Origin of the sequence: Roseobacter sp. MED193 (assembly GCF_000152965.1) — a bacterium.
Classification (GTDB): domain Bacteria; phylum Pseudomonadota; class Alphaproteobacteria; order Rhodobacterales; family Rhodobacteraceae; genus Pseudophaeobacter.
Genome location: NZ_CH902583.1, coordinates 2,392,707 through 2,406,838 on the forward strand (window position 1 = coordinate 2,392,707; position 14,132 = coordinate 2,406,838).

The 14,132-nt window shown below is 59.1% G+C and carries 12 protein-coding genes; 6 read left to right on the top strand and 6 right to left on the bottom strand.

Features of this window, described 5'->3' with window-relative positions; translation table 11 throughout:
* Positions 1-94: 94 nt before the first annotated feature.
* From MED193_RS13860 to MED193_RS13870, 3 genes are all read right to left on the bottom strand, one after another.
* Positions 95-1,579 carry an AMP nucleosidase gene (locus MED193_RS13860; RefSeq protein WP_009810364.1) on the bottom strand — a complete coding sequence of 495 codons (1,485 nt, stop codon included), beginning with the start codon at positions 1,577-1,579 and terminating at the stop codon, positions 95-97.
* A complete protein-coding gene (gene ade / locus MED193_RS13865; protein ID WP_009810365.1) occupies positions 1,576-3,390 on the bottom strand; it encodes an adenine deaminase in 1,815 nt (604 codons plus the stop codon). Before ade ends, MED193_RS13860 begins: the two co-directional genes overlap by 4 nt.
* Before the next feature lie 135 nt (positions 3,391-3,525).
* Positions 3,526-4,434, bottom strand: a complete 909-nt coding sequence (locus MED193_RS13870; RefSeq protein WP_009810366.1) for a LysR substrate-binding domain-containing protein — start codon at positions 4,432-4,434, stop codon at positions 3,526-3,528.
* 113 nt (positions 4,435-4,547) lie between these two features.
* Between MED193_RS13870 and MED193_RS13875 the strand changes: the two genes are divergently transcribed.
* Positions 4,548-5,303, top strand: a complete 756-nt coding sequence (locus tag MED193_RS13875) for a class II aldolase and adducin N-terminal domain-containing protein (protein WP_009810367.1) — start codon at positions 4,548-4,550, stop codon at positions 5,301-5,303.
* A 23-nt stretch (positions 5,304-5,326) separates the two neighbouring features.
* Here the strand turns inward: MED193_RS13875 and MED193_RS13880 are convergent, their stop codons facing one another.
* Positions 5,327-6,283 (bottom strand): GlxA family transcriptional regulator, encoded by a 957-nt coding sequence (locus MED193_RS13880; RefSeq protein ID WP_039966197.1) that lies wholly within the window; start codon positions 6,281-6,283, stop codon positions 5,327-5,329.
* Between the two features lie 78 nt (positions 6,284-6,361).
* Here MED193_RS13880 and MED193_RS13885 point away from each other — a divergent pair, with 78 nt between their 5' ends.
* From MED193_RS13885 to MED193_RS13905, 5 genes are all read left to right on the top strand, one after another.
* A complete protein-coding gene (locus MED193_RS13885; protein WP_009810369.1) occupies positions 6,362-7,525 on the top strand; it encodes an acyl-CoA dehydrogenase family protein in 1,164 nt (387 codons plus the stop codon).
* A 6-nt stretch (positions 7,526-7,531) separates the two neighbouring features.
* Positions 7,532-7,834, top strand: a complete 303-nt coding sequence (locus MED193_RS13890; RefSeq protein WP_009810370.1) for a SelT/SelW/SelH family protein — start codon at positions 7,532-7,534, stop codon at positions 7,832-7,834.
* Positions 7,835-7,840: 6 nt separating this feature from the next.
* The gene (locus MED193_RS13895) at positions 7,841-9,889 is read left to right on the top strand and encodes an acetate--CoA ligase family protein (protein WP_009810371.1); all 2,049 of its coding nucleotides are present in this window, start codon (positions 7,841-7,843) and stop codon (positions 9,887-9,889) included.
* Positions 9,886-10,686, top strand: coding sequence for a carnitinyl-CoA dehydratase (locus MED193_RS13900; protein WP_009810372.1), 801 nt, complete (start codon positions 9,886-9,888; stop codon positions 10,684-10,686). Before MED193_RS13895 ends, MED193_RS13900 begins: the two co-directional genes overlap by 4 nt.
* 234 nt (positions 10,687-10,920) lie before the next feature.
* A complete protein-coding gene (locus MED193_RS13905) occupies positions 10,921-11,793 on the top strand; it encodes an SDR family oxidoreductase (protein WP_009810374.1) in 873 nt (290 codons plus the stop codon).
* A 24-nt stretch (positions 11,794-11,817) separates the two neighbouring features.
* Here MED193_RS13905 and MED193_RS13910 read toward each other — a convergent pair whose 3' ends face one another.
* Together MED193_RS13910 and dxs are read right to left on the bottom strand one after the other, a co-directional pair.
* A complete protein-coding gene (locus tag MED193_RS13910; RefSeq protein ID WP_009810375.1) occupies positions 11,818-12,177 on the bottom strand; it encodes a hypothetical protein in 360 nt (119 codons plus the stop codon).
* Positions 12,170-14,098 carry a 1-deoxy-D-xylulose-5-phosphate synthase gene (gene dxs, locus MED193_RS13915; protein WP_009810376.1) on the bottom strand — a complete coding sequence of 643 codons (1,929 nt, stop codon included), beginning with the start codon at positions 14,096-14,098 and terminating at the stop codon, positions 12,170-12,172. Before dxs ends, MED193_RS13910 begins: the two co-directional genes overlap by 8 nt.
* Between the last annotated feature and the right edge of the window lie 34 nt (positions 14,099-14,132).

Sequence of the window (14,132 nt, forward strand, 5' to 3'; positions counted from 1 at the left end):
CATTATCGTTATGTTGTGTAGGAACACAACGCGTTGTGTTACAAAACACTATAGAAACCAGCGGTTTTTTGCAGAAAACAGTGGAAAACTCGTGCTAGAGGAAGGCGGTTTCATCAAAGGAGCGCAGTTTTCGGCTGTGCAGGCGTTCCAAGGGCATGGTTCTGAGCTGTTCCATAGCGCATATGCCAATTTGCAAATGACGTGCAACCTGTGTTTGGTAAAAGTCCGAGGCCATGCCAGGCAGTTTCAACTCACCATGCAGCGGTTTGTCCGACACACATAGAAGCGTGCCGTAGGGCACCCGAAAGCGATAGCCATTGGCGGCGATGGTGGCGCTTTCCATATCTAGGGCGATGGCACGAGACTGGCTGAGCCGCTGCACCGGGCCGGATTGATCACGCAGCTCCCAGTTACGGTTGTCGATGGTGGCGACTGTGCCAGTGCGCATGATCCGCTTCAGGTCGTAGCCCTGAAATTTGGTCACTTCGGCCACGGCCTGTTCCAGCGCGATCTGGATTTCTGCCAAGGCTGGAATAGGCGTCCAGACTGGCAGGTCATCGTCCAACACATGATCTTCGCGCAGGTAAGCATGGGCAAGAACAAAGTCTCCCAGCGCCTGGGTATTGCGCAGACCAGCGCAGTGACCGACCATCATCCATGCATGGGGACGCAGGACCGCAATATGGTCGGTGGCGGTTTTGGCATTGGAAGGGCCGACGCCGATATTGACCAGGGTGATGCCTTTGCCGTCAGCGCGTTTCAAATGATAGGTTGGCATCTGCGGCAGCTTGGCGATCGCGGGGATCTCTGCTTCTGCATCGGTGATCTCATGATTGCCGGTGCTGACAAAGCTGGTGTAGCCGGAGTTCGGATCCGCCAGCTGGGCGCGGGCATAGGCCTCAAACTCGGCCACGTAAAACTGGTAGTTGGTGAACAGAACGTGGTTTTGAAAATGTTCAGGCGCGGTGGCGGTATAGTGGGAGAGCCGTGCCAATGAGTAGTCAATGCGTTGTGCAGTGAACAGGGACAGTGGGCCAATACCGTCTTCGGATTGATAGGTTCCGTTGACGATATCATCATTGGTGGTGGCCAGATCCGGAACGTCAAAGACATCGCGCAGGGTAAAGCCTGCTGCGCCCTCTTGCGGCACGGTCAGGTCCGGGCGCGAGGCAACGGCAAAATGCACAGGAATTGGCGTGGTTGAGGCACCAATGGTGACCGGCTGGCCGTGGTTCTTGATCAACAGGGCGATTTGCTGGGTCAAATAATGGCGAAACAGATCCGGCCGCGTCACCGTGGTGGCATAGGTGCCAGGCGCGGAAACATGGCCAAAACTGAGACGACTGTCCACTTGCGCAAAGCTGGAGGTGGTAAAGCGTATTTCGGGATAAAAGGCGCGAATACGCTGCGTGCTCTTCTCTGCCATCGCCATGCTGGAAATAAATTCATCACATAGGAAGGTGGTGGCCTGGGAATAGAGCTCTTCCAACCGGGCGACAGCGGCACCAGCATCGGTAAAGCTCTCGGGGGCGGGTGTTTCGGGCTGTTTGATCTGCGCAATGGGGGTGGCTGGTGTCATGTAATGGTCTCGATCACTGGAATCATTTCAAACGTGCGCACGTCCACCAATCCTAGGTCAGAGATCCTGAGTTCAGGGATTACCACCAGCGCCAACAAGGAATGCTGCATATAGGCGTTGTTGAGCGAGCAGCCGCAGGCCTCCATCGCCTCGCCCAGTTTTTGCGCCTTGGCGGCAACCTCGGTCGCTGGGCTATCGGACATCAGGCCCGCAATGGGCAGCTCGACCAGGGCGAGTTCTTGGCCATCGCGGAAGATGGTGACGCCGCCGCCGACCTCAGCCAGGCGATTGGCGGCCAGCGCCATCTGGTCCCGGTCCGTGCCCACCACAATCATATGGTGGCTGTCATGGGCCACAGTTGAAGCCATGGCCATTTTGCCTTGATAGCCAAATCCCGAAACAAAGGCATTTGTAACGCCGCCAGTGGCCTGGTGACGTTCTACCAGCGCGATCTGGCAGGTCTCTCCTTCGGTGGCCATGGTGGCTTCGACCAAGCCGTCATGCACCGGCAGCTCGGCCTTCAGCGCCTTGGTTGGAGCCTGGTTTTCCACCATTCCAATGACATTGGCGGTGACAGCATTGGCACCCTCGGGGGCTGCAATTTCAAAATCTTTCGCCGTCAGTTCATGGCCCAGATGGATGGTGCCACGGGCACTTTCAGGCCAGTCAAGATGCGGACAATCTACCGTAATAGAGCCGGATTCAGCTACGATCTGTCCGCGGGCGATCACCAGGTCGATCGGGAGGTCGGTCAGATCCGAGGTGAGGATCACATCGGCGCGCCGTCCTGGCGTGATAGAGCCGATGTCGCGTTCCAGGCCAAAATGAGTGGCCGTATTGATCGTCGCCATCTGTAGCGCAATCAGCGGGTCACAGCCGCAGGCTATGGCATGGCGTACCACCCGGTTCATATGGCCGTCATGCACCAGCGTACCGGAGTGGCAATCATCGGTGCAGAGGATGAAATTGCGCGGGTCCAGGCCCTTCTCCGTGATGGCGGTGATCTGGGCCTCGACGTCGTACCAGGCGGACCCCAGTCGCACCATGGCGCGCATGCCTTGGCGCATCCGGGCGATGGCATCGGCCTCGCAGGTGCCTTCGTGATCATCCGCTGGACCACCGGCTACATAGGCGGCAAAGTCCCGCCCCAGATCTGGCGATGCATAATGTCCGCCGACGGTTTTGCCAGCACGCTGGGTGGCTGCGATTTCGGCCAACATTTTGGGGTCGGCATTGGCAACACCCGGGAAGTTCATCATTTCGCCAAGTCCGACGATGCCGGGCCAGGCCATGGCCTCGGCCACGTCTTCGGCGGTGATCTCAAACCCGGTGGTTTCCAGACCTGGCGCGGAGGGTGCACAGGATGGCATCTGGGTGAAGATGTTCACTGGCTGCAAGAGGGCCTCATCGTGCATCAAGCGCACGCCCTCTAGCCCCATCACATTGGCGATTTCATGGGGGTCGGTGAACATGGAAGTCGTACCATGGGGGATCACCGCGCGGGCAAACTCCGCCGGGGTCAACATGCCGGATTCAATGTGCATATGGGCATCACACAGGCCGGGAACCATAAAGCGTCCCTGTGCCTCGATCACCTGCGTATCCGGCCCGGTGCAATAGCTGGCATCGGGTCCAACATAGGCAATACGACCGGATTTGATGGCGATGTCGTGATTGTCCAGCACCTCGCGGGTGTGGACATTGACCCATTTGCCCTGCCGGATAACTGTGTCAGCGGACGCGCGTCCTGCTGCAACATCGATCAATTCAGGGGCGATATCGGGCCAACTCGGGAAAGCGTTATCTGTCATGTGCCAATTGTTATGATTGCGAGGGCAAGTGCAAGCCCTGCACTCTGTTGTTCCTTTAGAAAGACCTATCGATATGGCAAGAGGATGACAGCAAGTACAGATCTGCAGTCAAGCGGCGGATTCTGAAGGAGCCTGTCAGCTGTGGCGTAGGTCAGCTGGCCAGTCTTTGCCGCCTGTGTGGTCCTGGGCCATCTCTTGGCGTAGCCAATCTGCAAAGGCACACGCACCGGGAGACTGCTCTGCCTGCACGGACAGCAGCAGGTAATAGGCCTCAGGGACGGGGGTACGGTGCTCAAACGGTGCCACCAGTTTGCCCTGCCGGATCAAATCACCAGCCACGATATCATGTGCTAGGCCAACACCTGCGCCCGCAACCACGGCGGGCAGGCAGGCCATATAGGTGGTGGTATAGGTCACCGGCGGGTTGGGCCAGTCGATGCCTCGGTCCTCGGCCCAGGCCGGGAAATTCGCCATCAGGTTGGCACAGTCAAACAGCCGGTGCTGGTGCAGCGTCTCCAGTGTCACCTCATAGCTTGGGGCGCAGACAGGGTAATAATGATCGCGGTGCAACAGCTCGCCCCGCACCGTATCGGCCAGCCCCAGCGAAAAGCGGATCTCCACATCTGCGCCTTCGGCCATATCGCGCGGTTCCCAGATCTCAGTCGAGATATTCAAGAGCACATCCGGGTGGGAATCGTAGAAGCACCCTAGCCGGGGCGAAAGCCACTGCACTGCAAAGGAGATATTGCACTGCACCTGCACCACATTCTTTGACGGGCCAGAAATGGCGCGGGTGCCATTGGTCAGGGTGCGAAAGGCTTCGCGCACGACTGGCAGGTAGGTGGTTCCGGTGGGGGTCAGCTCCAGTGCGCGAGGGCGGCGATGAAACAGGGTTTTGCCCAGGTGTGACTCCAACCCCTTGATCTGTTGACTGACCGCGCTTTGGGTCATGTTCAGATCATGGGCCGCGCCAGTAAAGGACAGGTGTCGGGCGGCCGCCTCAAATGTTCGCAGCCAGCCGAGCGGAGGGAGAGAATTTTTCATGCCATAAGTTTGTCATAAGTTCAGCTAATGCCAAGCCGATATTTTTTTCGTTGGTCAAAGGCGCCGTTGCGGCTCAGGTTCTGGACAATCAAAATTGCTTCAGGAGCCCCCGGATGAACACCCCAGAGACACGCCCCAATATGGACCACTGGCAAGAGCGTGTTGATCTTGCCGCCAGCTTTCGCTGGGTTGAGCGGCTCAATATGCATGAAGGTGTCGCCAATCATTTCAGTTTGGCGGTAAATGAAGAGGGCACGCAATTCCTGATGAATGCCAATCAGATGCATTTCGCCCGCATTACGGCGTCAAATCTGTTGTTTCTGGATGCGAATGACCCGGACACAATGGCCAAACCTGGCGCTCCGGATCCCACCGCCTGGGGGCTGCATGGGTCAATCCATCGTCTGTGTCCGCAGGCGCGTTGCGTGATGCATGTGCATTCGATTTTTGCCACGGTACTGGCCTCGCTGGCGGATAGCACTCTGCCGCCAATTGATCAAAACACCGCGACCTTTTTCAATCGCTATGTCATTGATGATGGCTATGGCGGTTTGGCATTCGAGGACGAGGGCGCGCGCTGTGCGGCGATGCTGACTGATCCCAAGCAAAAGGTGATGATCATGGGCAACCACGGCGTGCTGGTGATTGGTTCTGACCCGGCGGATACACTGAACAGGCTCTATTACTTTGAACGCGCCGCTGAGACCTATATTCGGGCGCTGCAAACTGGCCAGAAGCTGCGTGTGTTGTCCGATGAGATAGCGGAGAAAACCGCGCAGGAGCTGGAAGACTACCCCTCCCAGGCAGAGGCTCTATTGCGGGAGGTCAAGCTGATCCTTGATGGAGAAGGCTCGAGCTATGCAAGCTAACGCGCCCTGCGGGGGTGGGGGCCTCATTTGATGTCGCTGCGCATCTGGCGTGGGGTGGCGCCAAACTCGGCGCGATAGGCACGGGTCATGGCACTGGGATCCTCGTAGCCGCTGCGCAGGGCAATTTCAGCGATCGACAACTGTGTCTCTAATACAAGTTTTCGAGCCTGTATGAGGCGCAGATGCCGGTAGATTGCCTGCGGGGGAGCACCCAGCTGGGCCTTCATGCGCTGTTCCAGGTCCTTGCGGTTGCGTCCGATTTGGCGGGCGATTTCAGGCACCGAGAGAGGTGTTTCAATATGCGCCTGCATCAAGGCCAGTGCCCTGGCGACGGAGCGGCTGCGGGCTGAGCCTATCGCAGGGGTGGCAGGTTCTGCCTCAGTGACTTCGGGGCTCATAAACAGGGCCGCAACCTCTAGCCGCAGGGCCTGGCCATGGGCCTGCCCGATGAGTTCCATCATCAAATCAAAGGCCGCCAACGCGCCAGTGCAGGTGATGCGGTTACCGTCCTGCACATGGCGCAGGCGTTGGGCGTGGACCTCAGGGAAATCTTCAGTAAAGCCTGCCAGCTCCTCCCAATGAATGGTCGCGCGGCGCTGTTCCAACAATCCAGCGGCAGCCAGCAGCCAGGCTCCAGCATCAAACCCAGCCATCACCGCATATCGTGTGGCAGCAGCCCGCAGTGATTTCTTGGCTGTCTCTGTCGCCAGCGGACGGTAGCGATAAGAGGGCATCGCAATCAGCATATCGCCCTGGCAGCGGGCCAGCTTGTCATGGGGGTTCACCTCCATTCCGGCGGAAGAGGTTGCGGGGGCCCCATCCAGGGTTAGGAACCGCCAGCGATAGATCTGTCGTCCCGCCAGGGTATTGGCGGCGCGCAGGGGCTCGACTGTATTGGCAAGGCAATGACCGGAAAAATCATCAAACAACAGCAAATCAATCTGCTGCGCTGCGGCGTCTTCTTTCACCCAACTCTGCATGATTTTTTCCATTGCTGCACAAACAGAACCTAGCTCGAGACTAGACTGATCTGCAAGTCAAAGAGAAGGATAGGCGCGATGCAGTTTGGCATGACTGAAGAACAGGCAATGATCGTCGAGACGACCCGTGCCTTTGTGGAAAAAGAGCTCTACCCCCATGAACTGGAAATTGAACGCACCGGGCACTTGGATATGGAGGTTATCAAAGACATCCAGGCCAAGGCGATGGAGGCTGGGCTGTACGCGGCGAATATGCCCGAAGAGGTGGGGGGGGCAGGGCTCGATACCCTCAGCTGGCTTATGTACGAAAAGGAACTGGGCCGCGCCAATTATGCGCTGCACTGGACCGGGGTGGCGCGTCCATCGAATATCCTGCTGGCGGGCACCGACGAGCAGAAAGAGAAATATCTGTACCCTTGCATGAAGGGCGAGAAATGGGACTGCCTTGCGATGACCGAACCGGACGCGGGTTCGGATCTGCGCGGCATGAAGGCCACAGCGCGCAAAGATGGCGATGACTGGATCCTGAACGGCACCAAGCATTTCATCAGCCATGCAGATATCGCCGATTTTGCCATCTGCTTTATGGCCACCGGGGTTGAGGACACTCCGCGTGGGCCTAAGAAAAAGATCACCGCCTTTTTTGTGGATAAGGGCGCGCCAGGGTTTGCCGTGCGCGACGGTTACGGCAACGTGAGCCACCGGGGCTACACCAATGCGGTGCTGGAGTTTGACGACTGCCGCCTGCCGTCTTCGGCCATCCTGGGCGAGGTCGACAAAGGCTTTGATGTGGCCAACACCTGGCTGGGTGCAACTCGCCTACAGGTGGCGGCAACCTGTCTGGGCCGGGCGGAGCGGGCGCTGCAGCATTCGGTCGAATATGCCGCCGAGCGTAAACAATTTGGCCAGCAGATCGGCAAATTCCAGGGCGTGTCTTTCAAGCTGGCGGATATGGCGCTGGAGCTGAAGGCGGCGAATCTTTTGACCTGGGAAGCGGGTTGGAAGTTCGATCAGGGCACTGTGACTGAATCTGACATGTCCATGGCCAAACTCAAAGCAACCGAGATGCTGGCCATGGTCGCGGATGAGGCGATCCAGATCCATGGCGGCATGGGCCTGATGGATGAGCTGCCGCTGGAACGCATCTGGCGCGATGCGCGGGTTGAGCGCATTTGGGAGGGGACGAGCGAGATCCAACGTCATATCATCAGCCGGGAAATGCTACGCGCGCTTGGAGGCTGATACGCGATGACCACTCCCCAAAAACCCAAGGTGACCATTACCTACTGCATTGGCTGCAACTGGATGTTACGAGCGGCCTGGATGGCGCAGGAATTGCTCAGCACTTTTCAGGATATGCTGGGCAGCGTGACCTTGGTTCCAGGAGAGGTCGGCGGGATCTTTGAGATCTCGGTCGATGATGAACTGATCTGGGAGCGTAAACGCGACGGCGGATTTCCCGATGTGAAAGAGCTGAAAACCCGCGTGCGCGACCAGATTAATCCGCAACAGGATCTCGGTCATCTGGACCGGAGTAAAAGTGGTGAATAGACAGAAATGAAGTCTCTAAACAGGCTGTTTAGGCCCAGAACCATCGCCGTTGTCGGCGGCGGTGACTGGTGCAAATTGGTGATCGAACAGTGCCAGAAAATGGGGTTCGACGGCGAAATCTGGCCAGTACACCCCAAGGCGGAAGAACTCGCAGGTCTGCAGGCCTACAAAGATGTCGCCAGCCTGCCCGACGCACCGGATGCGACATTTGTCGGCGTCAATCGCTTCGCCACCATCGAGGTGGTGCGGGCTCTGTCCGAACGGGATGCAGGCGGTGCAGTGTGTTTTGCTTCGGGCTTTCTCGAGGCTCAGGCCGAAGATGCCGAAGGCGCGGATCTGCAAGCGCAGCTGCTGGCGGCGGCGGGCGATATGCCCTTTCTGGGGCCAAATTGCTATGGCTTCATCAACTACCTTGATGGGGCCTTGCTCTGGCCGGATCAGCATGGCGGAAAGCGGGTGGAAAGGGGCGTCGCCCTGGTCACCCAAAGCTCCAATATCGCCATCAATCTGACCATGCAGATGCGGGGACTGCCCATCGCCTATGTGGTGGCGGCGGGCAATCAGGCCCAGTCCGGCATCGCCGAAATCGGCGAAGCACTGCTGGAGGATAATCGCGTCACGGCACTGGGTCTGCATATCGAAGGCTTTGGCGATCTGCGCGCCTTTGAAGCCCTGGCGGCCAAGGCCCGGGCCTTAGGCAAGCCGATCATCGCGCTCAAGGTTGGCAAATCCGCCGAGGCCCAGGCCGCGACGATTTCTCATACGGCCTCGCTCGCAGGCGGGGACGCGGGGGCCTCAGCCTTGCTCTCACGCCTTGGTATCCCGCGTCTGGATGATCTGCCCTCTTTTCTGGAAGTGCTGAAACTCATGCATGTGACCGGGCCTTTGCCCTCCAATCGCATTGCTTCGATCAGTTGTTCCGGAGGCGAGGCCAGCCTGGCGGCAGATACCGGCCATGGCCTGCCGGTGGTCTTTCCACCGTTGAACGAGACCCAGCAGGTCAATCTGCGCGCGGCCCTGGGGCCGATGGTGGCTTTGGCCAATCCGCTGGACTATCACACCTATATCTGGCGTGACACAGAGGCGATGACACGGGCCTGGGCGGCGATGATGGATCCTTCCCTTGCGATGACCTTGCTGGTGGTTGATTTCCCGCGCTCTGACCGTTGTTCGGCCAGTGATTGGGATTGCGCCATTGCCGCTGCCATTGGCGCGCGTCAGCAAACGGGTGCCAATGTCGCCATGGTCGCGACCCTCCCGGAACTGATGCCAGAGGAGGTGGCCGAGCGTCTGATGACGGCGGGTGTGGTGCCCTTTTGCGGGCTCAGTGAGGCTCTGATGGCCTGCGCCATTGCCAGTGAGGCGGCCAGGGTGCCAGAGCAAGCGGATGCAGAGCCGCTGTTGCTGCCAACACCCAGTGTGGAGCCAAGCCTTATCTCCGAGGCCGAGGCAAAACAGCGGTTGTCCGACTATGGGCTGCGTGTGCCCAAATCAATCCGCGCCAAATCACCTGGGGCCGCGCGGGCGGCGGCAGCGGATATCGGCTATCCGGTGGTGCTCAAAGGCGAAGGGGTGGCCCATAAGACCGAAGCCGGGGCGGTGGTGCTCAATCTCCATTCTGGCGCTGCGGTCAGCGAGTCGGCCAGCCAGATGCCCGCCCAGCGTTTTCTGGTCGAAGAGATGGTCACCGGGGCTGTGGCTGAGCTTTTGATTGGGGTGGTCAAAGATCCAGCCCATGGTTTTGTGCTGACCCTGGCCGCCGGGGGCACCCTGACCGAGATCCTGCAGGATAGCACCTCGCTATTGATCCCGGCCAGTGAAACGGATGTTAATGCGGCGCTGGACCGGCTTAAGGTCGCCAAATTGCTGGTGGGTTATCGCGGCCAGCCTGCAGCGGATCGTGCGGCGATCCTGCAGGCGGTGCAAGCGGTGCAGGACTATGTGCAGGCTGATCCCATCGGCCTGGAAGAAATTGAAATTAACCCGCTGCTTTGTACGCCTGAGGGGGCGGTGGCGGCGGATGCGCTGATGCGGAGAAAGGATATTTTGCGATGAGCGATGCTGTGACAGATCATGGGCCAGTGAAAACCCGCCGTGAAGGCGCCATTCTGGAGGTCACGCTGGACCGGCCCAAGGCCAATGCTATCGACCTGGCCACCAGCCGGATCATGGGCGAGGTGTTTCGCGATTTCCGTGATGATGCGGAATTACGCGTGGCGATCCTGACGGGCGGTGGCGACAAGTTCTTTTGCCCAGGCTGGGATCTCAAAGCCGCAGCTGATGGCGATGAGGTTGACGGCGACTACGGTGTGGGTGGCTTTGGCGGTCTGCAAGAAATGCGTGACATGAACAAACCGGTGATTGCTGCTGTGAATGGCATCGCTTGTGGTGGCGGGCTGGAGCTGGCGATTTCGGCCGATATGATCCTGGCGGCGGATCACGCGACATTTGCACTGCCAGAAATCCGCTCTGGTACCGTGGCTGATGCGGCCTCGATCAAGTTGCCAAAGCGTATTCCTTATCACATCGCTATGGAGCTGCTGCTGACTGGGCGCTGGTTTGACGCTGAGGAGGCCAACCGCTGGGGGCTGGTGAATGAGATCCTGCCCGCCGATCAGCTGATGAATCGCGCCTGGGATCTGGCACGCTTGCTCGCCTCGGGCCCGCCGCTGGTCTATGCCGCGATCAAGGAAGTGGTGCGCGACGCAGAGGATAGCAAATTCCAGGATGCGATGAACCATATCACCCAGCGCCAGCTGCGCACGGTGGATGTGCTCTATTCCAGCGAAGACCAGATGGAGGGGGCGCGTGCCTTTGCCGAGAAACGCGATCCTGTCTGGAAAGGGCGTTAAACAGGCCCAGGTGTGGCTCCCGCCCCTGCCACAGCAGTCAGAGACTGCCGCTTTAGGGTTGGGCCCGGCAGCGCGCTTACGCGCGCTGCTTACCGCGTTATTGCAAATCGCGGGGGCAAATGCCTCTGTCAGGTCTATTTGAACTGGGCGTCAAAGGTGATGGCGGCATAAAAGAGCGGTGCCGGGGATGAAACAAGCCTTGCACCGTCGCGTGGTTCTGCCCAAATAGATCCCATGCAGAAAACGCTTCTTTGTCTTGGATATGGGTATACCGCGCGCAATCTCGCGCCGCATCTACTGGCGCGTGGCTGGCGGGTGATTGGGACTGCGCGTGAGCCGGTAGATGCACCTGGTGTGGAGATGATCACCTGGCCTGGCGAGCAGATCATCTGGCCGGGCGTCACCCATGTGTTGAACTCGATCGGGCCCAATGCAATGGGCGATCCGGTCTTGGCAGCATTGAGCCGCGAAATCTCCACCATTGCCCCTGATCTAGAGTGGCTCGGCTATCTGTCGACCACGGCTGTGTATGGTGATCGTGGCGGAGATTGGGTGGATGAGGCAACCCCGGTCGCCCCGACCAGTGAACGGGGAAATTGGCGTGCCCTGGCAGAGCGTCAATGGCAAGAAATCCCTGATCTGCCGCTGCATATCTTTCGCTTGGCCGGCATTTACGGCCCCGGTCGTGGCCCCTTTGCCAAGCTGATGGCGGGCAAAGCACGGCGCATTGTCAAACCGGGCCAGGTGTTTTCGCGCATTCATGTGGATGACATTGTGCAGGCGCTGCTGGCCTCGATGGATCAGCCCAACCCGGGCGGCATCTATAACCTCTGCGATGATGATCCGGCGCCGCCCCAGGATGTGCTGGGCCATGCGGCCGAGCTGCTGGGCCTGCCCGTGCCCGCCGAAGTACCCTTTGACGAGGCGGGCATGACCCCAATGGCGCGCAGTTTTTACGGCGAGAACAAGCGCGTCCGCAACAGTCGTATCAAAAACGCGTTGGGGGTTGAGCTCTTGTATCCGAGCTACCGCGAGGGTTTGCAGGCAGTACTTGCAGCAGAAGACATGGAGCGTTTTGTACCGCCGGAAGAGCCGCCAGCGTTGTGACGCGCGAACCGGCTTGGGAACAGGTCAAGATTTCAAGTATTGCAGATATTCGTCCTGAACATCTTCGTCGATTGAGACATCTTTGAAACCGCCATATAGTCGGTCGTTCTGATCCTTGCGCGGTCCGGAAATCCAGTAATGACCTCCGGTTTCAGTTTCAAAAAAGTTAGCCTTAAAGCCTGATCCCTTGAGGCTTTGAAACATCTTGCCTTGATAGTAGAGAGATTTTCCAGATTTGGAAAAGTAGACGCGTCCAATCCAGGCTGGGCCGTTCAACCCTTCTGACTTGTCCTCGATGTACATGATGCGAGATCTGGCAGACTTGAAGGCCTCTGGAAGTTGAGAGTCCCGTTCGCGGTTTTCTTCTACGCCAATCTTACGCACGCTTTTCCCCGATCTGCGCAACACCAAGAACCTCCAGCACCTTGGCTTCGATTTGCGGCGCGTTCATTGCGGCGGTTTCATACATGTCGGCCGGGCTGGATTGGTCGATGAAGATATCTGGCAGCACCATGGAGCGGAATTTGAAGCCGCGATCAAACACGCCCTCATCGGACAAAAGCTGCGCCACATGGGAGCCAAAGCCGCCCACCGCGCCCTCTTCGATTGAGATCAGCGCTTCGTGACCTGCCACCAGATCCAGGATCATCTCGCGGTCCAATGGTTTGGCAAAGCGGGCGTCGGCAATTGTTGGCGTGATGCCTTTGGCCGCCAGCGCCTCGGCGGCCTTTTTGACCTCACCTAGACGAGTGCCAAAGGAGAGCAGAGCAACGCGGCTGCCTTCCTGGATCATCCGGCCCTTGCCGATCTCCAGCAGTTGTGGTTCTTCCGGCATCTCGACGCCTTCGCCCTCACCACGGGGATAACGGAAGGCAATGGGGCCCGCGTCATGAGCGGCGGCGGTATGGACCATATGCACCAGCTCTGCCTCGTCAGCGGCGGCCATGACCACCATGCCAGGCAGGTTGGCCATATAGCCAATGTCGAAGGACCCCGCATGGGTGGCGCCATCGGCGCCGACCAGACCGGCGCGGTCGATGGCAAAGCGCACGGGCAGGCGCTGGATGGCGACGTCATGCACCACCTGGTCATAGCCGCGCTGCAGGAAGGTCGAATACATTGCGCAAAACGGCTTCATCCCGCCGGCCGCCAGAGCGGCGGCAAAGGTGACGCCATGCTGTTCGGCAATGCCCACATCAAAACAGCGCGAGGGGTAGCGTTCTGCCATCAGCGACAGACCAGTGCCATCGGGCATGGCGGCGGTGACGGCGCAGATCTTGTCGTCCTTGGCGGCCAGTTTCACCAGTTCGTCACCAAAGACCCCGGTATAGGAGGGCGCATTTGAGGGGGTCTTATGTTGCTTGCCCGTCACCACATCAAATTTGGCGGTGGCATGGCCTTTGTCACGGGCGGCCTCGGCGGGACCGTAGCCTTTGCCCTTTTTGGTCAGCACATGGATCAACACCGGGCCAGTAGCGCGGGCTTTGACAGTGCGCAGCACCGGCAGCAGCTGGTCCATGTCATGGCCATCGATGGGGCCGAGATATGAGAAGCCAAAGGATTCAAACATTGTGCCGCCCACTGCCATGCCCTTGAGCATGTCCTTGGCGCGTTTTGCCCCTTCGCGGAAGGGTTCCGGCAACAGCGAGGCGGCGCCCTTGGCCACGGCTTTCAATTCCTGAAAGGGCTCTTCTGCATAGAGGCGCGACAGGTAGGACGACAGCGCACCGACCGGGGGAGCGATGCTCATCTCATTGTCGTTGAGGATCACGATCATGCGTTTTTTGAGATGACCGGCGTTGTTCATTGCCTCAAAGGCCATGCCGGCCGACATGGAACCATCGCCAATCACCGCGATTGCCTCACCCAGGCCTTCGGGCACCACGCCGCCCAGATCGCGGGCAACGGAAAAACCCAGGGCCGCCGAGATCGAGGTGGAGCTATGAGCAGCGCCAAAGGGATCATAGGGGGATTCAGAGCGTTTGGTGAAACCCGACAGCCCGCCCTTTGTGCGCAGGGTGCGGATTCGGTCGCGGCGCTCGGTCAGGATCTTATGCGGGTAACTTTGATGTGAAACATCCCAGATCAGTTTGTCACGCGGGGTGTCAAAGATCGCATGCAGGGCCACGGTGAGCTCGACCACACCCAGACCGGCGCCCAGATGGCCGCCAGTTTCGGACACCGCCGAGATGGTCTCTTGCCGCAATTCATGGGCCAGCTGCACCAGTTGGCTATCACTCAGCCCTTTCATATCTGTAGGGCGCGCGATCTGGTCCAAAAGCGGGGTAGAGGGCCGGTCAGACATGATGTTTCCTTGTGGCGGGCGGAGCAGGGGCACC

What these genes read in the sequence shown, in the direction of transcription:
- MED193_RS13860 (WP_009810364.1), bottom strand. Translation starts at nt 1,579, where the DNA reads ATGACACCAGCCACCCCCATTGCGCAGATCAAACAGCCCGAAACACCC.
- ade (WP_009810365.1), bottom strand. Translation starts at nt 3,390, where the DNA reads ATGACAGATAACGCTTTCCCGAGTTGGCCCGATATCGCCCCTGAATTG.
- MED193_RS13870 (WP_009810366.1), bottom strand. Translation starts at nt 4,434, where the DNA reads ATGAAAAATTCTCTCCCTCCGCTCGGCTGGCTGCGAACATTTGAGGCG.
- MED193_RS13875 (WP_009810367.1), top strand. Translation starts at nt 4,548, where the DNA reads ATGAACACCCCAGAGACACGCCCCAATATGGACCACTGGCAAGAGCGT.
- MED193_RS13880 (WP_039966197.1), bottom strand. Translation starts at nt 6,283, where the DNA reads ATGCAGAGTTGGGTGAAAGAAGACGCCGCAGCGCAGCAGATTGATTTG.
- MED193_RS13885 (WP_009810369.1), top strand. Translation starts at nt 6,362, where the DNA reads ATGCAGTTTGGCATGACTGAAGAACAGGCAATGATCGTCGAGACGACC.
- MED193_RS13890 (WP_009810370.1), top strand. Translation starts at nt 7,532, where the DNA reads ATGACCACTCCCCAAAAACCCAAGGTGACCATTACCTACTGCATTGGC.
- MED193_RS13895 (WP_009810371.1), top strand. Translation starts at nt 7,841, where the DNA reads ATGAAGTCTCTAAACAGGCTGTTTAGGCCCAGAACCATCGCCGTTGTC.
- MED193_RS13900 (WP_009810372.1), top strand. Translation starts at nt 9,886, where the DNA reads ATGAGCGATGCTGTGACAGATCATGGGCCAGTGAAAACCCGCCGTGAA.
- MED193_RS13905 (WP_009810374.1), top strand. Translation starts at nt 10,921, where the DNA reads ATGCAGAAAACGCTTCTTTGTCTTGGATATGGGTATACCGCGCGCAAT.
- dxs (WP_009810376.1), bottom strand. Translation starts at nt 14,098, where the DNA reads ATGTCTGACCGGCCCTCTACCCCGCTTTTGGACCAGATCGCGCGCCCT.